This window comes from Leifsonia sp. fls2-241-R2A-40a, assembly GCF_030209575.1.
Taxonomy (GTDB): domain Bacteria; phylum Actinomycetota; class Actinomycetes; order Actinomycetales; family Microbacteriaceae; genus Leifsonia.
Genome location: NZ_JARVRS010000001.1, coordinates 1,258,577 through 1,281,538, shown reverse-complemented (window position 1 = coordinate 1,281,538; position 22,962 = coordinate 1,258,577). Strand labels below are relative to the sequence as shown.

The following is a 22,962-nucleotide window of genomic DNA, read 5'->3' as shown; positions in this document are numbered from 1 at the left end:
CGCGACCACTGCCCGGCATCCCCATGCCCGGGCGACCACACTCATTCGAAAGGCAGATCCATGAACAAGTACGTTTCCAGAGGGCTGATGTTCACCCTCTGCGTCGGCGGCCTCTGGCTCGCCGGAACGGCCGCGGCGAACGCGGCCGAGTCCTCCGGCGGTGACGGCGTCGCCACAGGCGACCAGGCCGTCATCGGCATCTCCGTCCCCGTTTCGGTCGCCGGCAACGGAATCTCGGTCGTCGGCGACTCGTCCAGCGCGGGTTCGACCGCGACGGCGCCCGCCGCCCCGGCTCCGTCGGCCACGATCGCGCCCGACTCGATCGGCGGTGTGCTCACCGGCGACCAGGCGGTCTTGGATGCGAGCGTGCCGGTGACGGTCGCCGGGAACGCGGTCAGCGTGCTCGGCGATGCGAACAGCTCCGGCTCGGACGCTTCCGCTGCTCCCACTTCCGCCGCTCCTGCGCCGGACTCGGGTGCGACGGCGACCTCGTCGGGTTCTGACGGCGTGGCCTCCGGCATCCAGGCCCCTGTGGCAGCGGATGTGCCGGTGACCGCGGGCGGGAACGCCGTCTCGGTTATCGGCGACGCGACCTCGACGGGGTCCACGGCGACCGCAGCCGGAGGATCCGGCTCGACGGCGACCGCGACCTCGTCGGGTTCCGCGGGCTCGGACGGCGGAGTGCTGTCCGACCTGCAGGCTCCGATCGACGCGGCCGTCCCGGTGACCGCCGGCGGCAACGCCGTCTCGGTCCTCGGCGACGCCACGTCGACGGGTTCGTCGACGTCCGCTCCGGCTTCCGGAGCGGGCAGCACGGCCACGGCGGGTTCGGGTTCCGATCCTGACGGAGGGCTGCTCTCGGGTGTCCAGGCTCCGGTGAGCGCTGCCGTTCCGGTGACGGCGGGCGGTAACGCGGTCGCGGTTCTCGGAGATGCGACCTCGACGGGGTCCTCGACGGCGGCTCCGGCCGCAGGTGACGGGAGCTCGGCCACGTCCGGTTCGGGCTCCGGCCCGGCGTCCGACGGCGGCCTGCTGTCGGGTGTCCAGGTGCCGGTGGATGCGGCGCTTCCGGTGACCGCCGGGGGGAACGCGATCTCCGTTGTCGGTGACGCGGACACCACCGGGTCGAGCGTGAGCGCTCCGGCCACGGGTGGCACGACTGCCGGTGGTTCCACTCCCGGCGGATCGAGCAACGGCGGCGGCCTGGCCGGCGGGATCGACCTGCCGATCGGTGCCGAGGTTCCCGTCACGATCGGTGGCAATGCCATCAGCGTCGTCGGGGACAGCGCGACGTCGAACCCGACCATTCCGGCAACGCCGTCTGACCCGGGAACTCCGGCTGACCCGGGAACGCCCGCTGACCCGGGCACCCCGGGAACTCCGGCTGACCCGAGCACCCCGATCGCGAGCGGCCCCGACGCGGGTGCAGTGGTGACCCCGGCGCTCGCCGGCACCGCGATGCTCGCCACCGGTTCCGGCTCGGCGGCCCTGGCCGCCGGTTCGGCTGAGGCCTCGGCCTCCGGCGCGTCGGTCCTTGCCTCCACCGGCTCCGACGAGCTCGGACTCGGCGCCCTGGGCGCGCTGCTGGCGCTGCTCGGAGTCATGTTCGCGTTCGTCTCGGCGAACCGGGGGCGACGCCACCACGCCCGCTGATCGGATCCGCATCCGCTGATCGCGGATGCTGACTTCCCGGCACGCCGGCTCCCAGCCGCCGGTGTGCCGGGAACTCGTCGTGCCGGGAACTCGTCGTGCCGGGATCGGACGGCCGATCGGCTAGTACCCGATCGGCCGTCCGGGGGTCAGCGGCTCATCGGTTCCGACGTACACCTGGCCGGCGTTGTGCTCCACCTCGCGGCGTTCGACCTCGGCCAGAAGCGCCTTGTTGAGCATCTCGGACCAGCTGGTGTCCCGCTCGGCGAACGAGGTCTGCCGGTAGGCGGCACGCGCCCGGTTGCGCATGGCGTCGGAGACGTAGAAGGTCACGGTCGTGCGTTTCTTCGTCCGCTTCGGCTGAGCGACCGCACCGGGGCTCACGCGCAGTTCTGCGGACGTCGCGCCGTCGTCGTGCTCACTCGAAGGATCGGGTGCGGATCGGTTCATGTTCCACCTTTCGGCATACCGGATAACGATTTCTATTTCAGATACTATTCGGTCTACCCGCCGATGGGCCATCTATCCACAGGGCAAAGCAGGCATAAAAGCCCGGAAATGCATGCAAAGCCGTGGCAGACAGCCGCCCCGGCGCGCCACCCGCGTCGCACCCGCCGGTCAGTGCGAGAGGCGCTCCACGATCGACCCGAACAGTTCCGGGCGTCGCGCCGCTGTCGGGACGATCCGCGGACGATAACGCGACCGGGCGGCGACCACGAGGGCCGAGGTGAGCAGGCGGAAGTCGCGCGTGGTGGTGCGCCAGGCCCGTTCGTACTGCTCGGTGCTCCCGGCGCGCACCGCGGCGACCGCGGCCCGTGCCTGCGCGAAGCCCACGCGCATCCCCTCGCCGGTGAGCGCGTCGACGTAGCCCGAGGCGTCGCCGACCAGCAGCACCCGGCCCGACGCCCGCGAACGTGCCCGCTGGAGGAGCGGGCCGGCTCCGCGCGGTTCGCTCATCGGCTCTGCGCCGCTCAGGCGCTGCGCGAGCTCGGGGATGCCCTCGACGACCTCGGCGATGTCCAGCGGACGCGATCCGAGAACCGCGACGCCGACCATCTTCTCGTCGACGGGTGTCACGTACGCCTCTGCGCCAGGGGACCAGTGCACCTCGACCAGCGACGTCCAGGGCTCCACGGCGAAGTGCCTCCGCAGCCCGAAGCGGCGGCGGGTGCCCGGTTGTGCCCGGCCCTCGAGGCCGAGCATCCTGCGCACGGGGGAGTGCAGGCCGTCCGCGCCGATCACCCACGGAGCGCGGATGCTCTGGCCGTCGCTGAGCTCCAGCTCGACTCCGCCCGCGGTCTGCTGCAGTCCGGTGACCTTGGCGTGGATGCGCTGGGCGCCCAACTCGGCCGCGCGCTCGGCGAGGGCCTGGTGCAGGACCGTGCGGCGGACGCCGCGTCCGGGCCGCTCGGCGAAGCGATGCTCGACCCGGGACGCGGAGTCGATGTAGGCGATGCCGTCGAGGCGCCGGCCCGCCGGGTCGACGCCGATCCGGTGCAGGGCGGCCAGAGCCCCGGGCATCAGGCCCTCGCCGCACGCCTTGTCGATCGGCCCGACCCGCGGCTCGACGAGGAGGACCTCCATCCCGTCCACCCGGGCCTCGATCGCGCACGCGAGACCGATGGGGCCCCCGCCGACGACGATGACCTGCGGGTTCATGCGCTCGCCGACACCGGGAAGACCGTTGCGAGGGCCCGGTTCTCGCACCGGATGCGGACGGCGAGCAGCCACGCGTTGAGCACCGTGAACGCGATGGCCGTGATCCACGCCGTGTGCACCAGCGGCAGGGCGAAGCCCTCGACGACCACGGCGACGTAGTTCGGGTGGGTGAACCAGCGGTACGGGCCGCCGGTCACGAGCGGCAGGTCGCGCACGACGATCACCCGGGTGTTCCAGCGGTGGCCGAGCGTGGTGATGCACCACCAGCGCAGGGCCTGGCTCGCGAACACCAGAGCGAGCATGGGCCAGCCCAGCCAGGGCAGGAACGGCCGGTCGGCGAACCAGACCTCCGCGAGGCAGGCGAGGAGGAGGCCCGTGTGGAGCGCCACCATCGGAGGGAAGTGCCCCTTGCCGAACTCCACGCCTCCCCGCGCGAACGACCACTTGGCGTTGCGCGTCGAGACCACCAGCTCGGCGATGCGCTCTGCTCCGGTTGCGAGCACGAGCACGGTGTACCAGATCACGGAACCGGTTCTATCATGGCCGCCGCGGGCAGCACATCCGTCGCCGGCTCGACAGCGGACTCGACCGCGGATGCCGGCCGTGAGACCCCGTCGGCCCAGCGCAGCAGCACCAGTTCGCTCGTCACCCCGGGGCCGAGCGCGAAGAGGAGGCCGATCGTTCCGGCGGGGTGCACATCCAGCTGTTCCGCCAGCACGTGGAGCACCGCTGCGGACGACAGGTTGCCGACGTTGGCGAGCGACCGCCAGCTGGCGTCCAGAGCGCCGTCGGGCAGGTCGAGCGCTTCTGAGAATGCCTCCAGCACCTTGGGGCCGCCGGGATGCGCGGCCCAGGCGCCGACGTCGGACACCTCCAGATCATGGGCGGCCAGGATGCCGCGGGCGTCGCCCGCGAAGTTCCGCTCGATGACTTCGGGGACTCCGGCGCTGAGCACGATGCGGAAGCCCGTGCCGCCGATGTCCCAGCCGATCACATCCGCCGTGTCGGGGTAGATGCGGCTGCGGGTGTCGACGACCTCCGGCCCGGCGAGGCCGAGCTTCTCGGCCCGACGTTCGCCGACCATGACGACCGCGGCGGCACCGTCTCCGAAGAGCCCGCTCGCCACGATGTTGGCCATGGAGTCGTCGCTCGCCTGCACGGTCAGCGAGCAGAGCTCCACCGACAGCAGGATGGCGACCTCGTCGGGATGGCCGGCCAGGTAGTCGTTGACGCGCGCGATGCCGGCGGCGCCCGCGACGCAGCCGAGCCCGAAGCTCGGGAGGCGCTTCACATCCGGGCGCAGACCCAGCCGCGAGACCAGCTCCGCGTCGATGGACGGCGCGGCGATCCCGGTCACCGAGGTGAACAGGAGGAAGTCGACGTCCGCCGGCGCGAGCCCCGCGGACGACAGCGCGGCGGTCACGGCACGCTCGGCAAGGGAGGTGCCCTCGGCGATGAAGAAGTCGTTCGACTCCTGGAACGAGCCCAGCGAGCTGTAGCGCTCCAGTGGCATCACGAGGCTGCGCGTCTGCACACCGGAGGAGGCGTGGATGCGGCGCATGACCTGCTGCCGGGCGGGGTCCGACGTGATCATCGCCAGCAGCGCGGCGGTGATCTCCCCCTGGCTGTAGCTGCGGGCGGGGAGCACCGGGGCCACCGAGACGATTCGGCTCACAAGCGAAACGTACCACCGGCCCGACCCCGAGGGACCGGCGGTCGGCGAACACCCAGCCCCAGCCCGCGAGCACAGGAAAAACGCGCCGAATCGGGGGAATCCGGCGCGTTTTTCCTGTGCTGGCGGGCTGCGGGTCAGCGGGTCCGGCCGCGGCTGTCCTGCTGGGCGGCGGCGACTGCGGAGACGAGCGGGGTGTGGAGCGGTTCGGCCGGGCCCACGCCCATGACCTCTTCGACGATCGCGGCGGCATCCGCCTCGTCGAGCAGGCGCTGGAGCTCGACGCTCTGGCTGTCCTCGGGAACGTCGAATCGCAGGGCGGCGCCGACCGCCTCGATGAGCGCAGACGGGATGCCTCCCACGTACTGCGCGTAGTCGGAGGCGGGGCCGATGAAGCGGTCGTTGCGCCCGAGCTTGCGGATGGGCTCGCGGCCGACGCGGGTGACCTCGTCGACCAGGTAGGGGTTGGCGAACCGGCCGAGGATCTTCTCTCGGTACGCGGCGAGCTCCTCCTCCGCCAGTCCGTGCTTGGCGGACAGCGCGGCCGACGTCTCGCGCAGCGCCGCCTCCGCGGCCTGGCGCACGGCGGGAATCGCGATGGCCTCGCTGATCGTCGTCGCACCCTGGAGGAAGCCGGTGTACGCGACCGTCGCATGACCCGTGTTGACCGTGAACAGCTTGCGCTCGATGTACGGCCCCAGCGAATCGACGAAGTGCGCTCCGGGGATGCGCGGCTCGTGTCCGCCGAACGGCGTGCGGTCCACGACCCACTCGTAGAACGTCTCGACCGTCACATCCACGCCCGCGTCCGGCGCCTGAGCGGGGACGATGCGGTCGACGGCGGTGTTGGCGAACACCGCACGGCTCGCGATCAGCTCGCGCGTGTCGTCGTCCGGGAGGCCGTCCATGAGCTCCGCCGCCAGCAGGTCGGACGCCCCGATGGCGTTCTCGCACGCCATCACGGCGAGACGCGGAGCGTCGTCGGCGCGCGCCTCCAGTCCCCGGGCGATGACCGGAGCGACGAAGCGGAGGATGCGCGGACCGACCGCCGTCGTGACGACGTCGGCCGTCGCGATCTCGGCGACCAGCGCGTCCTCGTCGGTCGCGCTGTTGATCGCGCGGAAGCCGGTGACGGTCTTCGTCGTCGACTCCTCGCCCACGAGGTGCACGTCGTAGGAGTCGGCAGCGGCGAGGGCATCGATCAGCTCCGCGTTGACGTCTGCGAAGACGACCTCGTACCCGGCTTCGTGGAGCAGGAGCCCCACGAAGCCGCGTCCGATGTTGCCCGCACCGAAGTGGACGGCCTTCACTCGTTCACATCTCCCAGCAGCGCGTAGAGCGCATCCGCATCCGGAGCATCGATGAGCTTCTGCACGTCGTCCTCCTCCGAGAAGAGGATGGCGATCTTCGAGAGGATCTCCAGGTGCTCGTTGTTCTGGCCCGCGATGCCGACGACGAACCGCACCTCCTCGCCGCCCCAGTCGAGCGGCGAGGAGTAGCGGATGAAGGAGAGCGCGGACCGCTTGATCTCGTCCTTGGACTCGTTGGTGCCGTGCGGGATGGCGAGGCCGTTCCCCATGAAGGTGGAGACGGTGTTCTCGCGGTCCTGCATCGAGTCGACGTAACCCGGTTCGACGGCGCCCGCCTGCACGAGCAGCGCACCGGCCTCCCGGATCGCGTCCTCACGTGTCGTCGCGGAGCCCGCGGCCACCACGTTCGCCCGGTCGAGAATCGTGTCGGTCATTTCGTGACGTCCTCCGTTGCCTTCTGCTGGTTGGCGACGAGATCGACGACCTCGTCGTACTTGGGGCTGTTCATGAAGTTGTCGACGGACACGTGGACCGAGTTCGGCGACTGGCCCTTCGCGCGGTCGGTCAGCTCGCGCTGCGTGATGACCAGGTCGGCGGTGCCGTCGAGGTTGCTGATGGCCTGGTTGGTCACCGTCACACCCTCGACGCCGGCCTTCTTGATCTTGTTGCGCAGCACGGACGCGCCCATCGCGCTCGAACCCATCCCAGCGTCGCACGCGAAGACGATGTTCTGCACCAGTCGCTTCGTGGCATCGCCCTCTGCGTCGCCGGTGTCGTGCTCGCCCTCCTGGACCAGGCCCTCGAGGATCGAGGACTCCTTGCCCTTGTTCGCCTCGGTCTGGGCGACGGCGGCGGACAGGTCGCCGGCGTTGCCCGCGGCCAGGTCGCGCTTGCGGCTGGCCCGCAGGATGATCGACGCCACGATGAAGGACACGGTCGCCGCACCGATCACCGAGAGCGTGACGCCCACGATGCTGCTGGCCGGCGATTGGACCAGCACGGCGATGATCGATCCGGGGGAGGCCGGAGCGCGCAGACCCGAGTTGAAGGTCACGTTGATCGCGATGCCGGTCATGCCGCCCAGGATCGCCGCGATGACGATCATCGGCTTCATGAGCACGTACGGGAAGTAGATCTCGTGGATGCCGCCGACGAACTGGATCAGGGCGGCGCCCGGGGCGCTCGCCTTGGCGATGCCGAGACCGAAGATCGAGTAGGCGATCAGGATGCCGAAGCCGGGGCCGGGGTTGGCCTCCAGCAGGAACAGGATGGACTTGCCCTGCTGCTGCGCCTGCTCGATGCCGAGCGGGGTGAGCACGCCGTGGTTGATCGCGTTGTTGAGGAAGAGGACCTTGCCCGGCTCGATGAGAATGCTCGCGAACGGCAGCAGGTGCGCCGAGACGAGCCAGTTCACCGCGTTGCTCAAGATGGAGCTCAGCCACTCGACGAGCGGGGCGATCCCGAAGAACGCGCCGATCGACAACAGCATGCCGACGATGCCGGCCGAGAAGTTGTTGACCAGCATCTCGAAGCCGGCTCTGATCTTCCCCTCCCAGAGCCGGTCGACCTGCTTCATGACCCACGCGCCGAGCGGGCCCATGATCATCGCGCCGATGAACATCGGGATGTTCGATCCGACGATGACACCCATTGTCGCGATGCTGCCGACCACGCCGCCGCGGACGCCGTAGACCATGCGGCCACCGGTGTTCGCGATGAGCAGGGGGAGCAGGTACGTGATCATCGGGCCGACGAGGCCCACGTACTGCTGGAAGGTGTGGCCGCTCGGGTCCTGGGCGAGCACGGTTGCCGCGCCGCTCCAGCCGATCTTGGCCTGGTCGCCGAAGCCGCCGAGGATGGGGCTGATCGCCCATCCCGTGTTCTGCAGCCATCCGGTTGCGATGAAGAGGGCCGTGATGAAGCCCCACGCGATGAACGCGGGGATGTTCGGCATGACCATGTTCGAGAGGAAGGTGCCGAACCGCTGCACGTGGACACGCGCGCTGCTCGGCTTCTTCGGCGTCGTCGCTGTCGCCGTCGTCATTGTGGTGCCTCGTTTCTGGTGTGGGGGTTAGGAGGTGAATCGTTCGGCGGCCGCACGGACCGCCTCCCGGGCCTCGGCCGCGCCATCGGCGGCCAGGGCGATCTCGGCCAGGGATCGGGCCTGGTCGAGGGTGTAGCGCTTCAGGGAGAGCCGCACGTCGGCGATGGCCGCGGGCGACATGGAGAGGGTGGTGGAGCCGAGTCCGACGAGCACCACGGCGAGCAGGGGGTCCGCCGCCGCCTCGCCACAGATCCCGACCGGCTTTCCGCGAGCCGCGCCCGCCGAACCGACCTCGCCGATCAGGCGGAGGACGGCGGGGTGCCACGGACTCTGGAAGCCCGCGACCGAGCCGAGCAGGCGGTCGGCCGCGAGGGTGTACTGCGTGAGGTCGTTGGTGCCGACGGACGCGAAGTCGGCCACGTCGAGCACGCGGTCCGCGAGCAGCGCGGCCGACGGGACCTCGACCATCACGCCGACCGTCTTCAGGCCGTACTCGCGCCCCAGCTCGGTGAAGTACCGGGTCTCCTCGACGGTGGAGACCATCGGGGCCATGACCCACAGGTCGGCGTCGGTCTGCGCATCCGCCTCGGCGAGGGCGGTCAGCTGTTCGCGCAGGATGTCCTCGTTCGCTCGAAGCGAGCGCAGGCCGCGGAGGCCGAGGGCCGGGTTGTCCTCGTGCGCATCGTTGAGGAACTCGAGCGGCTTGTCCGCGCCGGCATCGAGCACGCGCACGACGACCTTCCGGCCGCCGCCGAACGCGCTCAGCAGCTTGATGTACTGCTCGCGCTGCTCCTCCACGGTCGGCGCCATGCGCGCATCCAGGAACAGGAACTCGGTCCGGAACAGGCCGACTCCCTCCGCACCGGCGGCGAGGGCGCCCTCGACGCCATCGGCGGAGCCCAGGTTGGCGAGCAGGGGGACGGGTGTGCCGTCCGCGAGGGCGCCCGGCTCGACGCCGCCCGCGAGCGCGGCCGCGCGCTCGTCGATGCGGTGCTGGGCGTCGGCCCGCTGGGCGTCGGACGGGGCGACGGTGACGGTCCCCGACGCGGCGTCCACGATCACCTCGTCGCCGTTGGAGAGCCCGTCCGCACCCGCCGCGCCGACGATGGCGACGATCGACTTCTCGCGCGCCAGGATCGCGGTGTGCGAGGTCGGTCCGCCCTCCTTCGTCACCAGCCCGAGCACCTTCGTCAGGTCGAGGAGGGCGGTGTCGGCGGGGGCGAGGTCGTGCGCGACCAGGACGTAGGGGGTGTCCGAGTGCGGGACTCCCGGTGCGGGCTCGCCCTGGAGGGCGGCGACGACACGCTGCGACACGTCGTCCAGGTCGCCGGCGCGCTCACCCATGTAGCCGCCGAGATCCTTCAGCATGTCGCGGAAGACCGCGAAGCCCTCGAACACGGCGCGTTCCGCCGTCTTGCCGCCGTCGATCCGCGAGGCGACGTCGTCGGCGAGCGTAGAATCCTCGGCCATCATCGACTGCGCCTCGAGCACATCGGCGGCGGTGCCCTCGACGGTGGATGCGCGCTCGCGCAGGTCCGCGGCGACCGTGGCCACGGCCTCCTGGACGCGCGCCTTCTCCTCCTCGGGGGTGCGCGAGCTGGGCTGATCGGTCGGCTCGGGAAGCGGGGCGGACATGCGCAGGACGTGCCCGATGGCGACGCCTTGCCCGATGCCGGCGCCGGTGAGAGTGGAGGTGTCGGCCATGATCAGGCGTCGTGGTCCGTGACCAGGATCTCGGCCAGGTCGTCGAGGACGGCCTCACCGTTGTCCGCGTCGGTGGTGAGCACGATCTTGTCGCCGTGGTCGATGCCGAGCGAGATCACCCCGAGGATGCTGCCCGCGTCGACGGTCTTGCCGCCCTCCTTGGTGAGCTTCACCTTCGCGCCCGAGCCGTTGACCGCCTCGACGAACAGCTTCGCGGGGCGGGCGTGCAGCCCGTGTGCAGATCCGACGGTGATGATCCGTTCAGCCATGGTGTGGTCTCCTTCGTTCCGTGCGGGCCGGGTGGCCGCCCTGTCACTCATAGTGTCGTCGCCTTGGCGTTCAGGGCCAGGTCCAGCGCGCGCTCGCCGTCGAGGGCCGCAGGGGAGACAGGGGGGAGCACGGCGACAGCCGTGCCCGTCGCGGCCGCACGTTCGCGGAGGCCCGGGACCGCGTACTCGAGGTGCGCGCCGACGAGGACGACATCCACTCCGGAGAGAGACTCCAGCTGGGTCGCACTGCCCGGCTCGACGTCGACGATGGTTCCGCGGCTGCGGGCCGCACTGCGCAGCTTGACGGCGACGAAGGTGCTCGACGCACCGGCGCCGCAGACGACCACGATCTTCATCGATCCTTGCCTTTCGGAGTGCGGGGTGGAACTCATGGAACGTCAGCAATGCTCGCGCTGCGAGCGGGCGGGTTCCAGCAGCGTTTCTTCCGGGGGTGCGGAAACATCCCCGGGCGCGCGACGCCGCGGGCCACGGGGTGGTTGACTCGTCGGGAAAGGTGGTCGCTGGTGGCGCTCTCGGCGAAGCAGACGAGGATGCTCGACATCCTCGCGCGTCGTGCTGCCTGGGTGACTGCCGCCGAGCTCGCGCACGACCTCGGTGTGACGACGCGCAGCATCCGCAGCTACGCCGCCGCCCTCGGTCAGGTCGTGGAGTCCGGCGCCAGCGGGTACCGCGTCAAGCCGGACGCCTACGCGGCCTACCTGGCCGGCGACGGCAGCTCGGACGCCGGCACCGCCGGGTCGCCGCAGGAGCGGCTGGTGTTCCTCGTCCGGCGGCTGCTCGACGAGCCGGACGGCATCGACGTGTACGAGACCGCCGAGAGCCTGTTCGTCTCCGACTCCACCATCGAGTCCGACCTCACCCGGATGCGCGGGCTGCTCGCCGGGACGGAGCTCTCACTCGAACGGCGCGGCGGGGTGGTGCAGCTGCTCGGGCCGGAGATCGCACGGCGCAAGCTGCTCAGCCGGCTGTTCCGCGACGAGATGCGGCAGAGCGTCGTGGACGTGGCGCGCATCCAGGAGGCCTTCGGCTCGGAAGGGCTCAGCGACTTCAAATCCGACCTCGTCGCCATGCTGGATGCGCGGGGCTTCTTCGTGAACGAGTACGGCATCAACGACGTGCTGCTGCACATGGCGGTCGCCCTCGACCGGTTCGCGAAGGATCGCGTGCTCCCGGCCGTGGAGGAGCCGGAGACGAGCGAGACCATCCGCTCGCTCGCGGCCGACCTCGGCAGACTGATCGAACGGCACTTCGGCACCGCCCTCGACGCCACCGAGCTGCGGTACCTGGCGATCCTCATGCGGACCCGCGTCATCGCGCCGGGAGCAGGACGCGACACGGTCGAAGAGTTCGTCAGCCCGGCGGACCTCGATGTCGTCCGCGGCATCGTCGACCGGGCGTCCGCCGAGTACCTCGTCGACCTGCACGATGAGAACTTCATCGTGCGGCTCACCCTGCACGTGCAGAATCTCGTAGCGCGGGCGCACGAGAACACGTTCTCGCGCAACCCGCTGACCCGGTCGATCAAGAGCTCGTATCCGATGATCTACGAGCTCGCCGTGTACATCGCCAGCCGGCTGCAGACGGCCGAGGGCATCGAGGTGAACGACGACGAGATCGCGTACATCGCGATGCACGTCGGCGCGTACCTCGAGCAGCAGTCGCGACGAAGGGATGCGGTCACCTGCGCGGTCGTGTGCCCCAACTACTACGACATGCACATCCTGCTGCGGGACCGGCTCGAGAGCACTCTGGGCGACGAGCTGGACATCACCAGCATCATCACCTCCACCGACGCGGACTGGGAGGCGATCGACGCCGACCTCGTGCTCACGACGATCGACCCGCGCGGACGCCGCGAGAACGCGGTCATCGTCCAGCCCTTCCTGACCGAGACGGATGTCGAGCACATCCGGCAGGCGGCCTCGCGCATCCGCCGCCAGCGCCACCGCGCGCGCATCAAGAGCGAGCTGCTGGAGTACTTCGACGAGAGCCTGTTCCTGCGCAACTTCTACGCGCGCGATCCGATCACCCTGATCCGTGCGCTCGGCGACCGGATGATCGAGGCGGGCGCGATCGACCAGGAGTACGTCGATCAGGCCGTCGAGCGCGAGCAGATGTCGTCCACTGCGTTCACCGACTCGCTGGCCGTGCCGCACTCGATGACGATGAGCGCGAAACGGACCGCGATCGCGATCGTGATCAACGACACGGCGATCGACTGGGGGGATGCGCGGGTCAACGTGATCGCGTTCATCGCGTTCTCCGCAGCCGGACGCGCGTCGTTCCAGACCGTGTTCGACCAGTTCGTCGAGGTCTTCTCCGACCGCGACACGGTGCTCGGTCTCATCCGCCGCGCCGACACGTTCACCGCGTTCATCGACGAGCTCGTCCGCATCATCGACACCTGAGCGCCCCGGCAACGCAACAGCGCCCCACCGATGGCGGGGCGCTGATGGGTGCGGTGCTGCGGTGCTGCTAGTTTGCGGTCACTGCATAGGTCACGGAGACGCCGGGCGTCTTCACGGAGACCGTGTACTTGTCGTTGGTGTACACCGCGGCGGAGTCGGTGCCGCCGGCCTGCTGGGTGTAGCCCTTGCCCTCGAGCGCGGACTTCGCGTCGGCGAAGCCGTTCTTGCCCGACGGCTGGACCGTGACCGACCAGCCGTTGTCCTTGTCGCCGCGAGCGACGACGATGGTCCCGTCGACGAGCGGAACGTCGGCCTTCGGGAAGTCGGAGGGCAGTTCCTCCGACTTCGCTCCGCTGCCGGACGACGATCCCGCGGTCGCCGACGACGACGACGCCGGAGTGTGCGACGAGACGTAGTTGGTGTTGCCGCTGCTGGAGCAGGCTGCCAGCGAGCCGATGGTGAGAGCCGCGACGATGGCGGCTGGAACGAACGGATTACGTGTGCGCATATGGATTCCTAGTGCTGTATGAGGTGCGGTTTCGCAACACAACAGCCTACCCGCGCACCGGCGGACCCGCCTAGTCGGTACCGCAGTGGGGCCGCGGTCGACCCCTCGAGGATCAGCCCAGCAGGAGGGAGCTCAGCTGGTCGGCGGAGTGCACGACCGCGATCGCTCCCTGCGCCTCGGCGGGCGAGCCGTAGCCCCACTCGACGAGGATGGTCGGCAGCCCGTGAGCCGCCGCCCCCTCGACGTCGTACTGGCGGTCGCCCACCATGACGGTGTGGTCGAGTGCGGTACCGCGCTCCTCGAGGCGACGCAGGGCCTCGGCCACCACATCCGCTTTGGCGCTGCGGCTCTCGTCCTCGGTGGCGCCGGTGATGACGTCGAAGTACTGCGCGAGGTCGAAGTGCTCCAGGATGCGCGTGGCCTGGATCTCGGGCTTGCTCGTCGCGAGGGCGAGCGGGATGCCGGCGGCGTGCAGACGCTGCAGCAGGCCCCGGATGCCGGGGAAGACGGCGGAGTCGAGCGCGCCGTGCCGGGCGTAGTCCTCGCGGTAGACGGCGAGGGCGTTGCGTGCCTCGGGCTCCGTCATCCCGGCGAAGGCCTCGAGGGAGTCGAGCAGCGGCGGACCGACGTACTCGAGAAGCTGTGCGGGCGTGGGCACCGGCCGGCCGAGGGCCGCGAACATGCGGGCGAGGGAGGCGGTGATGCCCGGTGCGGAGTCGGTGAGGGTGCCGTCGAGGTCGAACAGGACACAGGTCCAGGTCCGGGTGACGGTGGTGGTGATCGGGTTGGTCATAGCGGTCCTATGGTATGTGACGTATCTGAATCACCGGTCAACGCTCGCTGAGCGCGGACTCGATGTGGGAACGGGCCACCACCATGGTGTGCTCGGCGCCCGGGTCGAACTGCACGGCGACGAAGTCGGCGGTGCGGATGAAGCTGAGCGCCTCCACAGCCGGCACGATGACGGCCTGCACCTGAACGCCGTCGCCCTCGGCGGACTGAGCCACGGCGGCGCGCAGCGCGCTCGTCGACGTGAAGAGGGGAAGCACCGCCTCGCCCGTGGTCGAGCTGATCGTGCGGAGTCGGGTGTCCTGCGGGGTCGATCCGGTCACATCCACGACCAGGCCGCCCTTCACCGCGGCCGCGAGCAGGGCCTCCAGGTTCGGGAGGGTCGGCTCGGCGGCGATGGCTGCCAGGGCCTTCTTGACGGGGGTGTTCTCGTAGCTCTGTGGGAACCTCGGCTTCGGCTTCGCCATCAGAAGAGCCTGCTGTCGCTGTCGTCGAGCCCGCGCATCGCGTCGTAGTCGAGGACCAGGCAGCGGATGCCGCGGTCCTCGGCCAGTGTGCGGGCCTGAGGCTTGATCTCCTGGGCGGCGAAGACGCCGGTGACGGGGGCGAGGTGCGGGTCGCGGTTCATCAGCTCCAGGTACCGGGTCAGCTGCTCCACGCCGTCGATGTCGCCGCGACGCTTAAGCTCCACGGCCACCGCGGCGCCGGCTCCGTCCCGGGCCAGGATGTCGACCGGCCCGATCGCCGTCATGTACTCGCGCCGGACCAGCACGTGCCCGTCGCCGAGGAGATGGATCTGCTCGGCTAGCAGCTTCTGCAGGTGCGCCTCCACGCCATCCTTCTGCAGTCCTGGGTCGACGCCCAGGTCGTGCGCGGTGTCGCTGAGGACCTCGTGGATGGACACGATGAGCATGTCGGCCGTCTTGGCCTGGGTGACGCGCCAGACCTCGCTGATGCCGGCCGCCCGCTGCAGGTCGTCCGGCTCGTCGACGGTCAGGGTGCAGGGCGGGCTCATCCAGTTGAGCGGCTTGTACGAGCCGCCGTCCGAGTGCACCAGGAGGCTGCCGTCGGCCTTCAGCATGAGCAGCCGTGTCGCCAGCGGCAGGTGCGCGCTGAGCCGGCCCGCATAGTCGACGGAGCAGTTGGCAATGACGAGACGCACCGGAACATCCTAAGCGCAGGGGGCGCCAGGGCGGTGGTTGGATGGGCGCATGACCCGCGACCTCCTCATCGGCACCTACACCGAGCGCCTCCCGCACGTCGACGGCCACGCGGACGGCGTGGTCTCGGCGCGCTTCGACGGCACGGCGGTCACGGACGTCGCGGTCGCGGCGCGCGTCGAGAACCCGTCCTGGGTGTCCGTCTCCCCGGACGGCTCCGCTGCGTATGCGGTGAGCGAGACCGAGCCCGACGGGCGGCTGGTGGCGTTCGCGCGCGGCGCCGACGGGGCCCTGACCGAGCGGAACTCCGTGTCGAGCGGAGGCCCGTCGCCTGCGCACTTGGTCGTGCATCCGTCGGGGCGGCTGCTCATCGCGGGCACGTACGGCGGCGGGACGGTGTCGGTGTTCGCGCTGGAGGCCGACGGCTCGCTCGGTGAGCGCACCGCGTTCGTGCAGCACGAGGGCCGCGGGCCCGATCCCGAGCGGCAGGAGGCGCCGCACGTCCACCAGCTCAGCGTCGACCCGGTGACCGGGGACGTCGTCGTCGTCGACCTCGGGCTGGGGGAGGTGCGCTGGTACGCCCTCTCCGCGGACGGCGCACTGACGCTCCGGCCGGAAGCGACCGTGGTGGTGGGTTCGGCTGGCCCACGGCACCTCGCCTTCCACCCCGACGGCCGGCACGCCGTGCTCGCGAACGAGCTGGACTCGAGTGTGGATGTGCTCCGGCGCGACGGCGACCGGTTCGTGCGGACGCAGAGCACGACCACCCGCGCGGACGACGCCGACGGGGACAACGCTCCGGCGGCCGTGTGCATCAGCGCGTCGGGCGACACGGTGCTGGTCAGCAATCGGGGGGACGACACGGTCGCGGTCTTCGCGTTCGACGCGCGGGCGTCCCGGGTGTCGCTGGTCGCGTCGGTGCCGGTCGGCGGACGGACTCCGCGCGACCTGGTGATCTCGCCCGACGGCGACCGCGTGCTCGCGGCCTGCCAGGACAGTGACGAAGTCACCGTGTTCGCCTTCGACGACGCGGCACGGACGCTGCGCCTGCTCGGGGCGTCGCCCATCCCGACCCCGGTCTGCCTGCGCTTCGTCTGACGCCCTGGAGATTTGTGCCAAATCTCCGTCATTCCGCGCGCATTCCGAAGATTTGGCGCAAATCGTACGGGGGTCAGGCGGGGTCCGGCGCGCTCTCGCGGGAGCGGACGGCCGGCGCCGCGACGGGGCGTACGGCGGGTGCGGCCAGGAACGCGGCCACCAGCAGGGCGAGGACGAGGAACAGCGCGTTCAGCAGACCGTAGTGCTGCCCGAGGAAGCCCAGGAGGGGCGGTCCGGCGAGGAAGGCGCAGTACCCGATGATCGCGACCGCCGAGACGCGCGCAGCCGGGTTGGCCGCGCCGTCGGCCGCCGCCGACATGCCGAGGGGGAAGCCCAGCGAGACGCCGAACCCCCACAGCACCGTTCCGATCACGACGAGCCACATGGGGCCGCCGACGATGAAGAGCACCAGTCCGACGGCGCCCATCCCGGCGGTGATCCGGATGGCGTTGACGCGGCCGATGCGGTCGACGATCGGTCCGCCAACGACACGGCCGACCGTCATCGCGACAACGAAGAACCCGAACACGAGCGCTCCGACGGAGTTCGCCTGGCCGTGGCCGTCGACCACCGCGAGCGAGATCCAGTCGTTCGCAGAGCCTTCGCCGAACGCCATCCCGAGCATGACGACGCCGATCAGGATGAGGCGCCAGTCCGCCCAGACCGCCAACGAGTCGCGCATCCGCTGACCGAACGGCACCGTGACCGTCTCCGCCGCCTCGTCGCCCAGCTCGGCCTCGCGCGGGATGAAGCGGACAGCCACCACGGCGATCACGACCACGATCACGGCGATGCCGAGCAGGTGCCACACGACGGGGATGCCGAGGGCTGCGGCGGCGGCGCCGATCCCGGCCCCGATCACGGTGCCCAGGCTGAAGCAGGCGTGCATGAGCGGCAGCAGCGTCTTGCCGACCTCGCGCTCGACCGCCGTGGCCTCGACGTTCATCATCACGTCGACCATCCCGTTGCCGAAGCCGAGCAGGATGAGGCCGATCGCGACCGAGGGCACCGAGTGGAAGGTGGTGGCGCCGAAGCCGATGAACAGGATGCCGATCGACACGATCACCAGGCCCGCGACCATCCCGCGGTGCGGGCCGACGCGCACGAGGACGGGGGAGGAGACGGTCAGTCCGAGGATGGCGCCGATCGACATCCCGAGGATGAGCAGGCCGACCGCCGACGGGTCCTTGCCGAGCCCGAGGTCGTCGCGGATGCCCGGGATGCGGGCGACCCACGTGGCGAGCGCCAGCCCGGAGAGGATGAAGATGACGAAGACGGCGTTCCGCCAGGCGGTGAGCTCGTGTCGGGAGCGCGCGGTCGGGGTCGGCTGTGACATCGGTGCGTTTCCTGGGGTTTCGTCGGCTCGAATCGTTTCGATCGAAACGATTCGACTAAGCTATCACACGTGAACGAACCCAGCACAGCCTCTGTGGGCGTCCGGCCGACGCTGGCCGCGGTCGCCCGCCTGGCCGGTGTGTCGAACTCCACCGCATCCCTCGCCTTCTCCGGAACGGGCCCCGTCTCCGACGCCACCCGCGAGCGCGTGCTCGCGGCCGCGAAGACCCTCAACTACGCCGGACCCGACCCGCGCGCGCGCTCGCTGCGCCGCGGGCGCTCCGGAATCGTCGGCGTGGTGATGGAGGAGCGGGTGCGCGACGCCTTCCGCGACCCGATCAAGATCGCGCTGCTCGACGGCATCACCGAGGAGATCGGCGCGATCGACGCGGGTCTCCTCATCCTCACCGACGCCGGCGAGGCCGCGCAGCGCATCGAGGACGCCCCGATGGATGCGGTGGTGCTGATCGGCTGCAGCCCGCGGCTCGACGAGTCGGTCGCCACCCTGCGCCAGCGCGGCATTCCGCTGGTCGCGATCGAGGGGGATCCGGCGGACGGCGTCCCGACCATCGGTCAGGACAACCGCGAGGCGACCCGCGTCGCCGCGCAGCACCTCTCCGACCTCGGGCACCGCGACGTCGCGATCGTGACACTCTCCCTCACTCGCGACCGTGCCCGTGGCCCGCTCACGGCCGAACGCCTCGCCGCCGCCAGCTCCACCACCGCGCTGGAACGACTGAGCGGAGCCCGCGACGTCTTCCCCGAGGCTCCCGGCTGGGTCACCCGCGGCTCCTTCGTGGAGGAGGGCCGGTCGGCCGGGCGCGCGCTGCTCGCCGACGCCGGCAGCCGGCCGACGGCCGTCATCGCGCAGAGCGACCTGCTCGCCGCGGGCGTCATCCGCGCCGCGGAGGAGCTGGGTCTCGAGGTTCCCGGCGACGTCAGCGTGGTGGGGTTCGACGGCGTGCGCGTCGACGGCCTGTGGCCGTACGACCTGACCACGCTGGTCCAGCCGGCGGTGGACAAGGGTCGGGCGGCAGGGCGCGCCGTCGTGGAGATGCTCGAGGGCGGACAGCCGCATCCGGCGACCTTCACCAGCGAGTTCCATCTGGGAAACACCACGGCAGCGCCCCGCTCGCGGTAGCGCTGCGCGCCACCACCCGGGCCGCCGAAGGGTCCGTCGTAGGCTGACCGCATGGATCTCGAAGCGCTGTACCGCGACCTGCACGCCCACCCCGAGCTCGCCTTCACCGAACACCGCACCGCGGGAATCGTCGCCGACAGGCTGACGCAACTCGGCTTGGACGAGGTGCACACCGGCATCGCCACGACCGGTGTCGTGGGCATCCTACGCAACGGCGATGGCCCGACGGTGCTGCTCCGGGCCGACATGGATGCGCTGCCGGTGCGCGAGCAGACCGGCCTGCCGTGGGCCTCCACGCAGACGGTCGCGGACGAGGCCGGGAACGCCGTACCGCTCATGCACGCGTGCGGCCACGACATCCACATCACCTGCCTTCTCGGAGCGGTCGAGGCGCTGACCGCCGCGCGCGACGAGTGGTCGGGCACGCTGGTCGCGCTGTTCCAGCCGGCCGAGGAGCACGGCGGCGGCGCGCAGGTCATGGTCGACGACGGCCTCTATGAGAAGGTGCCGGTGCCGGACGTCGTGCTCGGACAGCACGTGCTGCCGCAGCCGGCCGGGATGGTCGGCGCCCACTCCGGGCCGGCCATGGCGGCGGTGGACACGATGGAGGTGACGCTGCACGGGCGCGGCGGCCACGGATCCCAGCCGCACACCACCATCGACCCGGTGGTGATGGCGGCGGCGACCGTCATGCGGCTGCAGACGGTGGTGTCGCGCGAGATCGCGCCGCAGGAGACCGCCGTGGTGACGGTCGGCAGCCTGCACGCCGGCACGAAGAACAACATCATCGCCGCCGAGGCGACCCTCGGCATCAGCGTGCGCAGCTTCAACGAGGAAGTGCGCCAGCACGTGCTCGACGGCGTGCACCGCATCATCGCGGCGGAGTCGCAGGCGTCCGGCGCGCCGAAGGCGCCCGACATGGAGTGGGGCGAGCGGTACCCCGTGACCGTGAACGACCCGGAGGCGACGGCGCGGGTCAACGCGGCGTTCGCGGCCGAGTTCGGGGAGGAGCAGGTGCTGGAACCCGGCGCGCTGTCCGGCAGCGAGGACGTCGGCAACCTGGCGACGGCCGCAGGCGTACCGCTCGTCTATTGGATGCTCGGCGGAGCTGACCCGGAGGTCGTGCGGAACGCCGTGGCGGCGGGGACGGTCGAGACGGACATCCCGACGAACCACTCCCCGTTCTTCGCACCGCTGCCGCAGCCCACGATCGACACCGGTGTGCGCGCGCTGGTCGTGGCCGCTCGGGAGTGGCTGGGCTGAGCGCTCAGACGGTCGCGCCCGCGCGCATCCACGTGCGGCCGTGCGCGCGAAGGCCCAGGGTGACGGCGCGCGCGCCGAGATAGCCGAACGCGAACGCGGCGGTGAGCCAGGCGAGCCCGGTGGCATCGTGGCCGCCCCAGACGGCCGCCGCCACGGCGAGCGGCACGAACACGGCCACGTTCGCGAGGCCCGTGAGGGCCAGGTAACGCGCGTCGCCGGCGCCGATCAGCACCCCGTCGAGCACGAACACGTAACCGCCCAAGGGGGCGCCGACGCCGATGATGGCGAGCGACAGCGGGAGCAGGGCCGCGACCGAGGGATCGCTGGTGAACAGTCCGGCGGCGAACGGGCTGAGCGCCACGGTCGCCGCGCCGAGCACGACGCCCGCTCCGATGCCCCACTGCACGCAGCGGCGCAGCACCGCGCGGACGCTCGGGAGGTCGCCGGACCCGAGTCCCTTCCCGATCAGGGCCTGCGCCGCGATCGCGAGGGCGTCGAGGGCGAATGCGAGCGTCGCGAAGATGGTCATGGTGACCTGGAACGCGGCCAGCTCGTCCGGTCCGAGTCGCGTCGCCACGAAGACGGCGAGCAGCATGGCCGCTCGCAGGCTGACGGTCCGCAGGAACAGCCAGCCTCCGGAGCGGGCTGTCCGCCCGATCCCGGTGTGATGGGGGAGGAGCGAGGCGCCGACCCGGCGCGCGTGGCGGACGACGATGATCGCGTACACGAGCACCATGCCCCACTGGGCGGCGACGGTGCCCAGCGCGGAGCCGGCGATGCCGAGACCCGCGACGTAGATGAAGACGTAGTTGAGCAGGATGTTCGCGGCGAAGCCGGCCACGGCGACGGCCAGGGGCGTGCGGGTGTCCTGCAGTCCGCGCAGGAGCCCGGTCGCCGCGAAGACCAGGAGCATCGCCGGGAGGCCGAGCATCGAGACCGACAGGTACTGCGCGGCCTGGTCGGCGATGTCGGGGGAGGCTCCGAAGAGTCCGACGAGGAACGGCGCGGCCGCCCATCCCGCCGCGAGCACGACACCGAGGACGAGCGCCAGCCAGCAGCCGTCCACGCCGGCGGAGACGGCCCCGCGCTCGTCGCCCGCGCCCAGCCTGCGCGCCACCGCGGGGGTGGTGCTGTAGGCGAGGAAGACCATCAGTCCCACGATCGTCTGAAGCACGGCGCTTGCGATGCCGAGGCCCGCGAGGGGCGCCACCCCGAGGTGTCCGACCATGGCGGAATCGGCGAGCAGGAAGATCGGCTCCGCCACCAACGCGCCCAGGGCAGGGACGGCGAGGCGGAGGATCTCGCGATCCACCGGGCGACGGTCGAGGATGGTGCTCACGAGCATCCACGCTAGCCCGGACCGCCGACGTCGTGTCGGGCGCAGCGATGTCGGTGGTCCTTCCTACAGTGGACCCATGAGCCAGCTGATGCCCGAGCCTCTCGCGACGTGGACCTGGCGGCTGGAGCGGGTGCGTGCAGGCCGCACGGTGCTCACCCGCGCCCAAGCGGCCACGGCGCGCACCGATCTGACGAACGACCGGGCCGCGCATCCTGCCGAGTACGCCGGATACGAGGAGGAGTACGCGGCGGCCCTCGACGAGCTCGGCGTGCTCTCGAAGCAGGCGAACCGTCACGACGACCTGCTCTCGGTCCTGGCGGCGGATCGTCGACGCGCAGAGAGGGAGGCGGCCGACGACGGCTCCGCGTCACGACCGAGCCCGGCCGCACGCGGTCGGGCGTCGCTCGCAGCGGAGCACGATCGTGTGCCGAAGGGCCTCCCCGAGCCGTTGGACCAGTGGGTCCACCGTCTCATCCGGTATCGCGCCGGAGTCAAGATCATCTCCCCGATCGAGGCGTCGCGCGCTGAGATCCGGCTCCGCAACGAGGCCGACCTCCAGCCGGCCGCCTATCGGACCGGCGTTGCGTCCGCGTACTACAACCGCGTCATCCGCGAGCTGGGCGAGATCGCCACGGCCGAGCGTCCCGGTCGCCGTGACGCCGGGCGCGTACGCGGCCTCGGAGAGGTGCTCGTCTGAGCCGTCCCCCCATGCCCAGGCCCGGTCTACGATCGAGCCGAACGCGTTGATGTGACAGGGGGCGGGCCGTGAGTCCGAACGAGGCGGCAGAACTGCTGGGTGTGTCGCCGTCGGCGACGCGCGACGAGGTCCAGAGAGCGTATGACGCCCGGCTGGCCGAGGCCGGAGCGGACGAGGAGCGGCGGGACGCCGTGACGGCTGCCCGGGATGCGCTGCTCGCCGCCTCCGCCTGGCAGCCGCCGGGATCGCAGGCGTATCCACCCAGCGAGCCGGCGGCCACCACCCCGTATCCGGGATACCCGCAAGCGGCCTATCCCGGCGCCCCCACGGCGCCGGGCCTCTGGAACCCGCCCGCACGGCCGCGCCGCCGCCTCTCGACCGGGGCGATCATCGGCATCACGCTCGGAAGCGTTGCCGCGGGCCTCGTCGTGCTGCTGATCGCGGTCACCGCCATCCTGTCGATCGCGCACAGCGCCAGCCGGCTGGCGGAATCGCAGGCCGGCTCCAGCGCGGCGCCCTTCGACGACCCGTCCGGCATCCCCTCGGCCGCACCCGGCGACGGCGCCGGTTCCGACGGCTCGACCGCCGACGACTACGACATCGACGGCGCCCGGGTGCATTACGTCGACGGATGGACGTTCGAGCTCACGCCGACGCTGTCCTGCGCAGGCGCGACGATCACGGCGAGCTTCTCCGACAGCCCGGACGGCGAGACGATGGACGTCTGGAGCACCACCGCCGACCTCCAGGCGGGGGTGCCTTACGAGCTCACGATCCCCGACGACGCGTCGGAGTTCGACTACGTGGGGATCGATTCCATCGATTGCTCGCAGGCCTGACAGCGCGCGACTGCGCGCACCCAAAAATCACAACTTTCACAAATTACTGAATCTGG

The 22,962-nt window shown here is 70.9% G+C and carries 23 protein-coding genes; 7 read left to right on the top strand and 16 right to left on the bottom strand.

Annotated features, from left to right (window positions below; translation table 11 throughout):
- Window positions 1–60 precede the first annotated feature (60 nt).
- Window positions 61–1,653 (top strand): chaplin family protein, encoded by a 1,593-nt coding sequence (locus QRN40_RS06390; RefSeq protein ID WP_285114694.1) that lies wholly within the window; start codon window positions 61–63, stop codon window positions 1,651–1,653.
- A 120-nt stretch (window positions 1,654–1,773) separates the two neighbouring features.
- On the opposite strand, the gene QRN40_RS06385 is transcribed toward QRN40_RS06390, so the two are convergent.
- From QRN40_RS06385 to QRN40_RS06340, 10 genes are all read right to left on the bottom strand, one after another.
- Window positions 1,774–2,100 (bottom strand): ParB family protein, encoded by a 327-nt coding sequence (locus tag QRN40_RS06385; protein WP_285114693.1) that lies wholly within the window; start codon window positions 2,098–2,100, stop codon window positions 1,774–1,776.
- 168 nt (window positions 2,101–2,268) lie between these two features.
- The gene (locus tag QRN40_RS06380) at window positions 2,269–3,309 is read right to left on the bottom strand and encodes an NAD(P)/FAD-dependent oxidoreductase (protein ID WP_285114692.1); all 1,041 of its coding nucleotides are present in this window, start codon (window positions 3,307–3,309) and stop codon (window positions 2,269–2,271) included.
- Entirely contained in the window at window positions 3,306–3,833 is a 528-nt protein-coding gene (locus QRN40_RS06375; RefSeq protein ID WP_285114691.1) for an isoprenylcysteine carboxyl methyltransferase family protein, read from the bottom strand. Before QRN40_RS06375 ends, QRN40_RS06380 begins: the two co-directional genes overlap by 4 nt.
- On the bottom strand, window positions 3,830–4,984 hold the full coding sequence (locus QRN40_RS06370) for a type III polyketide synthase (protein ID WP_285114690.1): 1,155 nt from the start codon (window positions 4,982–4,984) through the stop codon (window positions 3,830–3,832). Before QRN40_RS06370 ends, QRN40_RS06375 begins: the two co-directional genes overlap by 4 nt.
- A gap of 134 nt (window positions 4,985–5,118) precedes the next feature.
- A complete protein-coding gene (locus QRN40_RS06365; RefSeq protein WP_285114689.1) occupies window positions 5,119–6,291 on the bottom strand; it encodes a mannitol-1-phosphate 5-dehydrogenase in 1,173 nt (390 codons plus the stop codon).
- On the bottom strand, window positions 6,288–6,725 hold the full coding sequence (locus QRN40_RS06360) for a PTS mannitol transporter subunit IIA (protein WP_285114688.1): 438 nt from the start codon (window positions 6,723–6,725) through the stop codon (window positions 6,288–6,290). The genes QRN40_RS06365 and QRN40_RS06360 overlap by 4 nt, the downstream gene beginning before the upstream one ends.
- Window positions 6,722–8,335, bottom strand: a complete 1,614-nt coding sequence (locus QRN40_RS06355) for a PTS mannitol transporter subunit IIBC (RefSeq protein ID WP_285114687.1) — start codon at window positions 8,333–8,335, stop codon at window positions 6,722–6,724. The genes QRN40_RS06360 and QRN40_RS06355 overlap by 4 nt, the downstream gene beginning before the upstream one ends.
- Window positions 8,336–8,362: 27 nt before the next feature.
- Window positions 8,363–10,039 carry a phosphoenolpyruvate--protein phosphotransferase gene (gene ptsP, locus QRN40_RS06350; protein ID WP_285114686.1) on the bottom strand — a complete coding sequence of 559 codons (1,677 nt, stop codon included), beginning with the start codon at window positions 10,037–10,039 and terminating at the stop codon, window positions 8,363–8,365.
- 2 nt (window positions 10,040–10,041) lie between these two features.
- Entirely contained in the window at window positions 10,042–10,308 is a 267-nt protein-coding gene (locus QRN40_RS06345; protein WP_285114685.1) for an HPr family phosphocarrier protein, read from the bottom strand.
- A gap of 47 nt (window positions 10,309–10,355) precedes the next feature.
- Window positions 10,356–10,664 (bottom strand): PTS sugar transporter subunit IIB, encoded by a 309-nt coding sequence (locus tag QRN40_RS06340; protein ID WP_285114684.1) that lies wholly within the window; start codon window positions 10,662–10,664, stop codon window positions 10,356–10,358.
- 168 nt (window positions 10,665–10,832) lie between these two features.
- Here QRN40_RS06340 and QRN40_RS06335 point away from each other — a divergent pair, with 168 nt between their 5' ends.
- Window positions 10,833–12,737, top strand: a complete 1,905-nt coding sequence (locus tag QRN40_RS06335; RefSeq protein WP_285114683.1) for a BglG family transcription antiterminator — start codon at window positions 10,833–10,835, stop codon at window positions 12,735–12,737.
- Window positions 12,738–12,804: 67 nt separating this feature from the next.
- Here QRN40_RS06335 and QRN40_RS06330 read toward each other — a convergent pair whose 3' ends face one another.
- From QRN40_RS06330 to nucS, 4 genes are all read right to left on the bottom strand, one after another.
- On the bottom strand, window positions 12,805–13,245 hold the full coding sequence (locus tag QRN40_RS06330; protein WP_285114682.1) for a hypothetical protein: 441 nt from the start codon (window positions 13,243–13,245) through the stop codon (window positions 12,805–12,807).
- A 112-nt stretch (window positions 13,246–13,357) separates the two neighbouring features.
- A complete protein-coding gene (locus tag QRN40_RS06325; protein WP_285114681.1) occupies window positions 13,358–14,038 on the bottom strand; it encodes an HAD hydrolase-like protein in 681 nt (226 codons plus the stop codon).
- Between the two features lie 37 nt (window positions 14,039–14,075).
- On the bottom strand, window positions 14,076–14,501 hold the full coding sequence (locus tag QRN40_RS06320) for an SseB family protein (protein WP_285114680.1): 426 nt from the start codon (window positions 14,499–14,501) through the stop codon (window positions 14,076–14,078).
- Window positions 14,501–15,196, bottom strand: coding sequence for an endonuclease NucS (gene nucS, locus QRN40_RS06315; RefSeq protein WP_285114679.1), 696 nt, complete (start codon window positions 15,194–15,196; stop codon window positions 14,501–14,503). The genes QRN40_RS06320 and nucS overlap by 1 nt, the downstream gene beginning before the upstream one ends.
- 49 nt (window positions 15,197–15,245) lie before the next feature.
- On the opposite strand from nucS, the gene QRN40_RS06310 reads away from it, so the two are divergent.
- Entirely contained in the window at window positions 15,246–16,292 is a 1,047-nt protein-coding gene (locus QRN40_RS06310) for a lactonase family protein (protein ID WP_285114678.1), read from the top strand.
- A gap of 73 nt (window positions 16,293–16,365) precedes the next feature.
- On the opposite strand, the gene QRN40_RS06305 is transcribed toward QRN40_RS06310, so the two are convergent.
- Window positions 16,366–17,628, bottom strand: coding sequence for an MFS transporter (locus QRN40_RS06305; RefSeq protein ID WP_285114677.1), 1,263 nt, complete (start codon window positions 17,626–17,628; stop codon window positions 16,366–16,368).
- Between the two features lie 69 nt (window positions 17,629–17,697).
- Between QRN40_RS06305 and QRN40_RS06300 the strand changes: the two genes are divergently transcribed.
- Window positions 17,698–18,768 (top strand): LacI family DNA-binding transcriptional regulator, encoded by a 1,071-nt coding sequence (locus tag QRN40_RS06300; protein WP_285114676.1) that lies wholly within the window; start codon window positions 17,698–17,700, stop codon window positions 18,766–18,768.
- A 51-nt stretch (window positions 18,769–18,819) separates the two neighbouring features.
- Window positions 18,820–20,031: an amidohydrolase gene (locus tag QRN40_RS06295; RefSeq protein WP_285114675.1), complete on the top strand. Its 1,212-nt coding sequence runs from the start codon at window positions 18,820–18,822 to the stop codon at window positions 20,029–20,031.
- A gap of 4 nt (window positions 20,032–20,035) precedes the next feature.
- Here the strand turns inward: QRN40_RS06295 and QRN40_RS06290 are convergent, their stop codons facing one another.
- Entirely contained in the window at window positions 20,036–21,376 is a 1,341-nt protein-coding gene (locus QRN40_RS06290) for an MATE family efflux transporter (protein ID WP_285114674.1), read from the bottom strand.
- A gap of 70 nt (window positions 21,377–21,446) precedes the next feature.
- On the opposite strand from QRN40_RS06290, the gene QRN40_RS06285 reads away from it, so the two are divergent.
- Both QRN40_RS06285 and QRN40_RS06280 read left to right on the top strand, forming a co-directional pair.
- On the top strand, window positions 21,447–22,067 hold the full coding sequence (locus QRN40_RS06285; RefSeq protein ID WP_285114673.1) for a hypothetical protein: 621 nt from the start codon (window positions 21,447–21,449) through the stop codon (window positions 22,065–22,067).
- A 68-nt stretch (window positions 22,068–22,135) separates the two neighbouring features.
- Complete coding sequence (locus tag QRN40_RS06280) at window positions 22,136–22,906, top strand: hypothetical protein (RefSeq protein ID WP_285114672.1); 771 nt, start codon at window positions 22,136–22,138, stop codon at window positions 22,904–22,906.
- Window positions 22,907–22,962 lie beyond the last annotated feature (56 nt).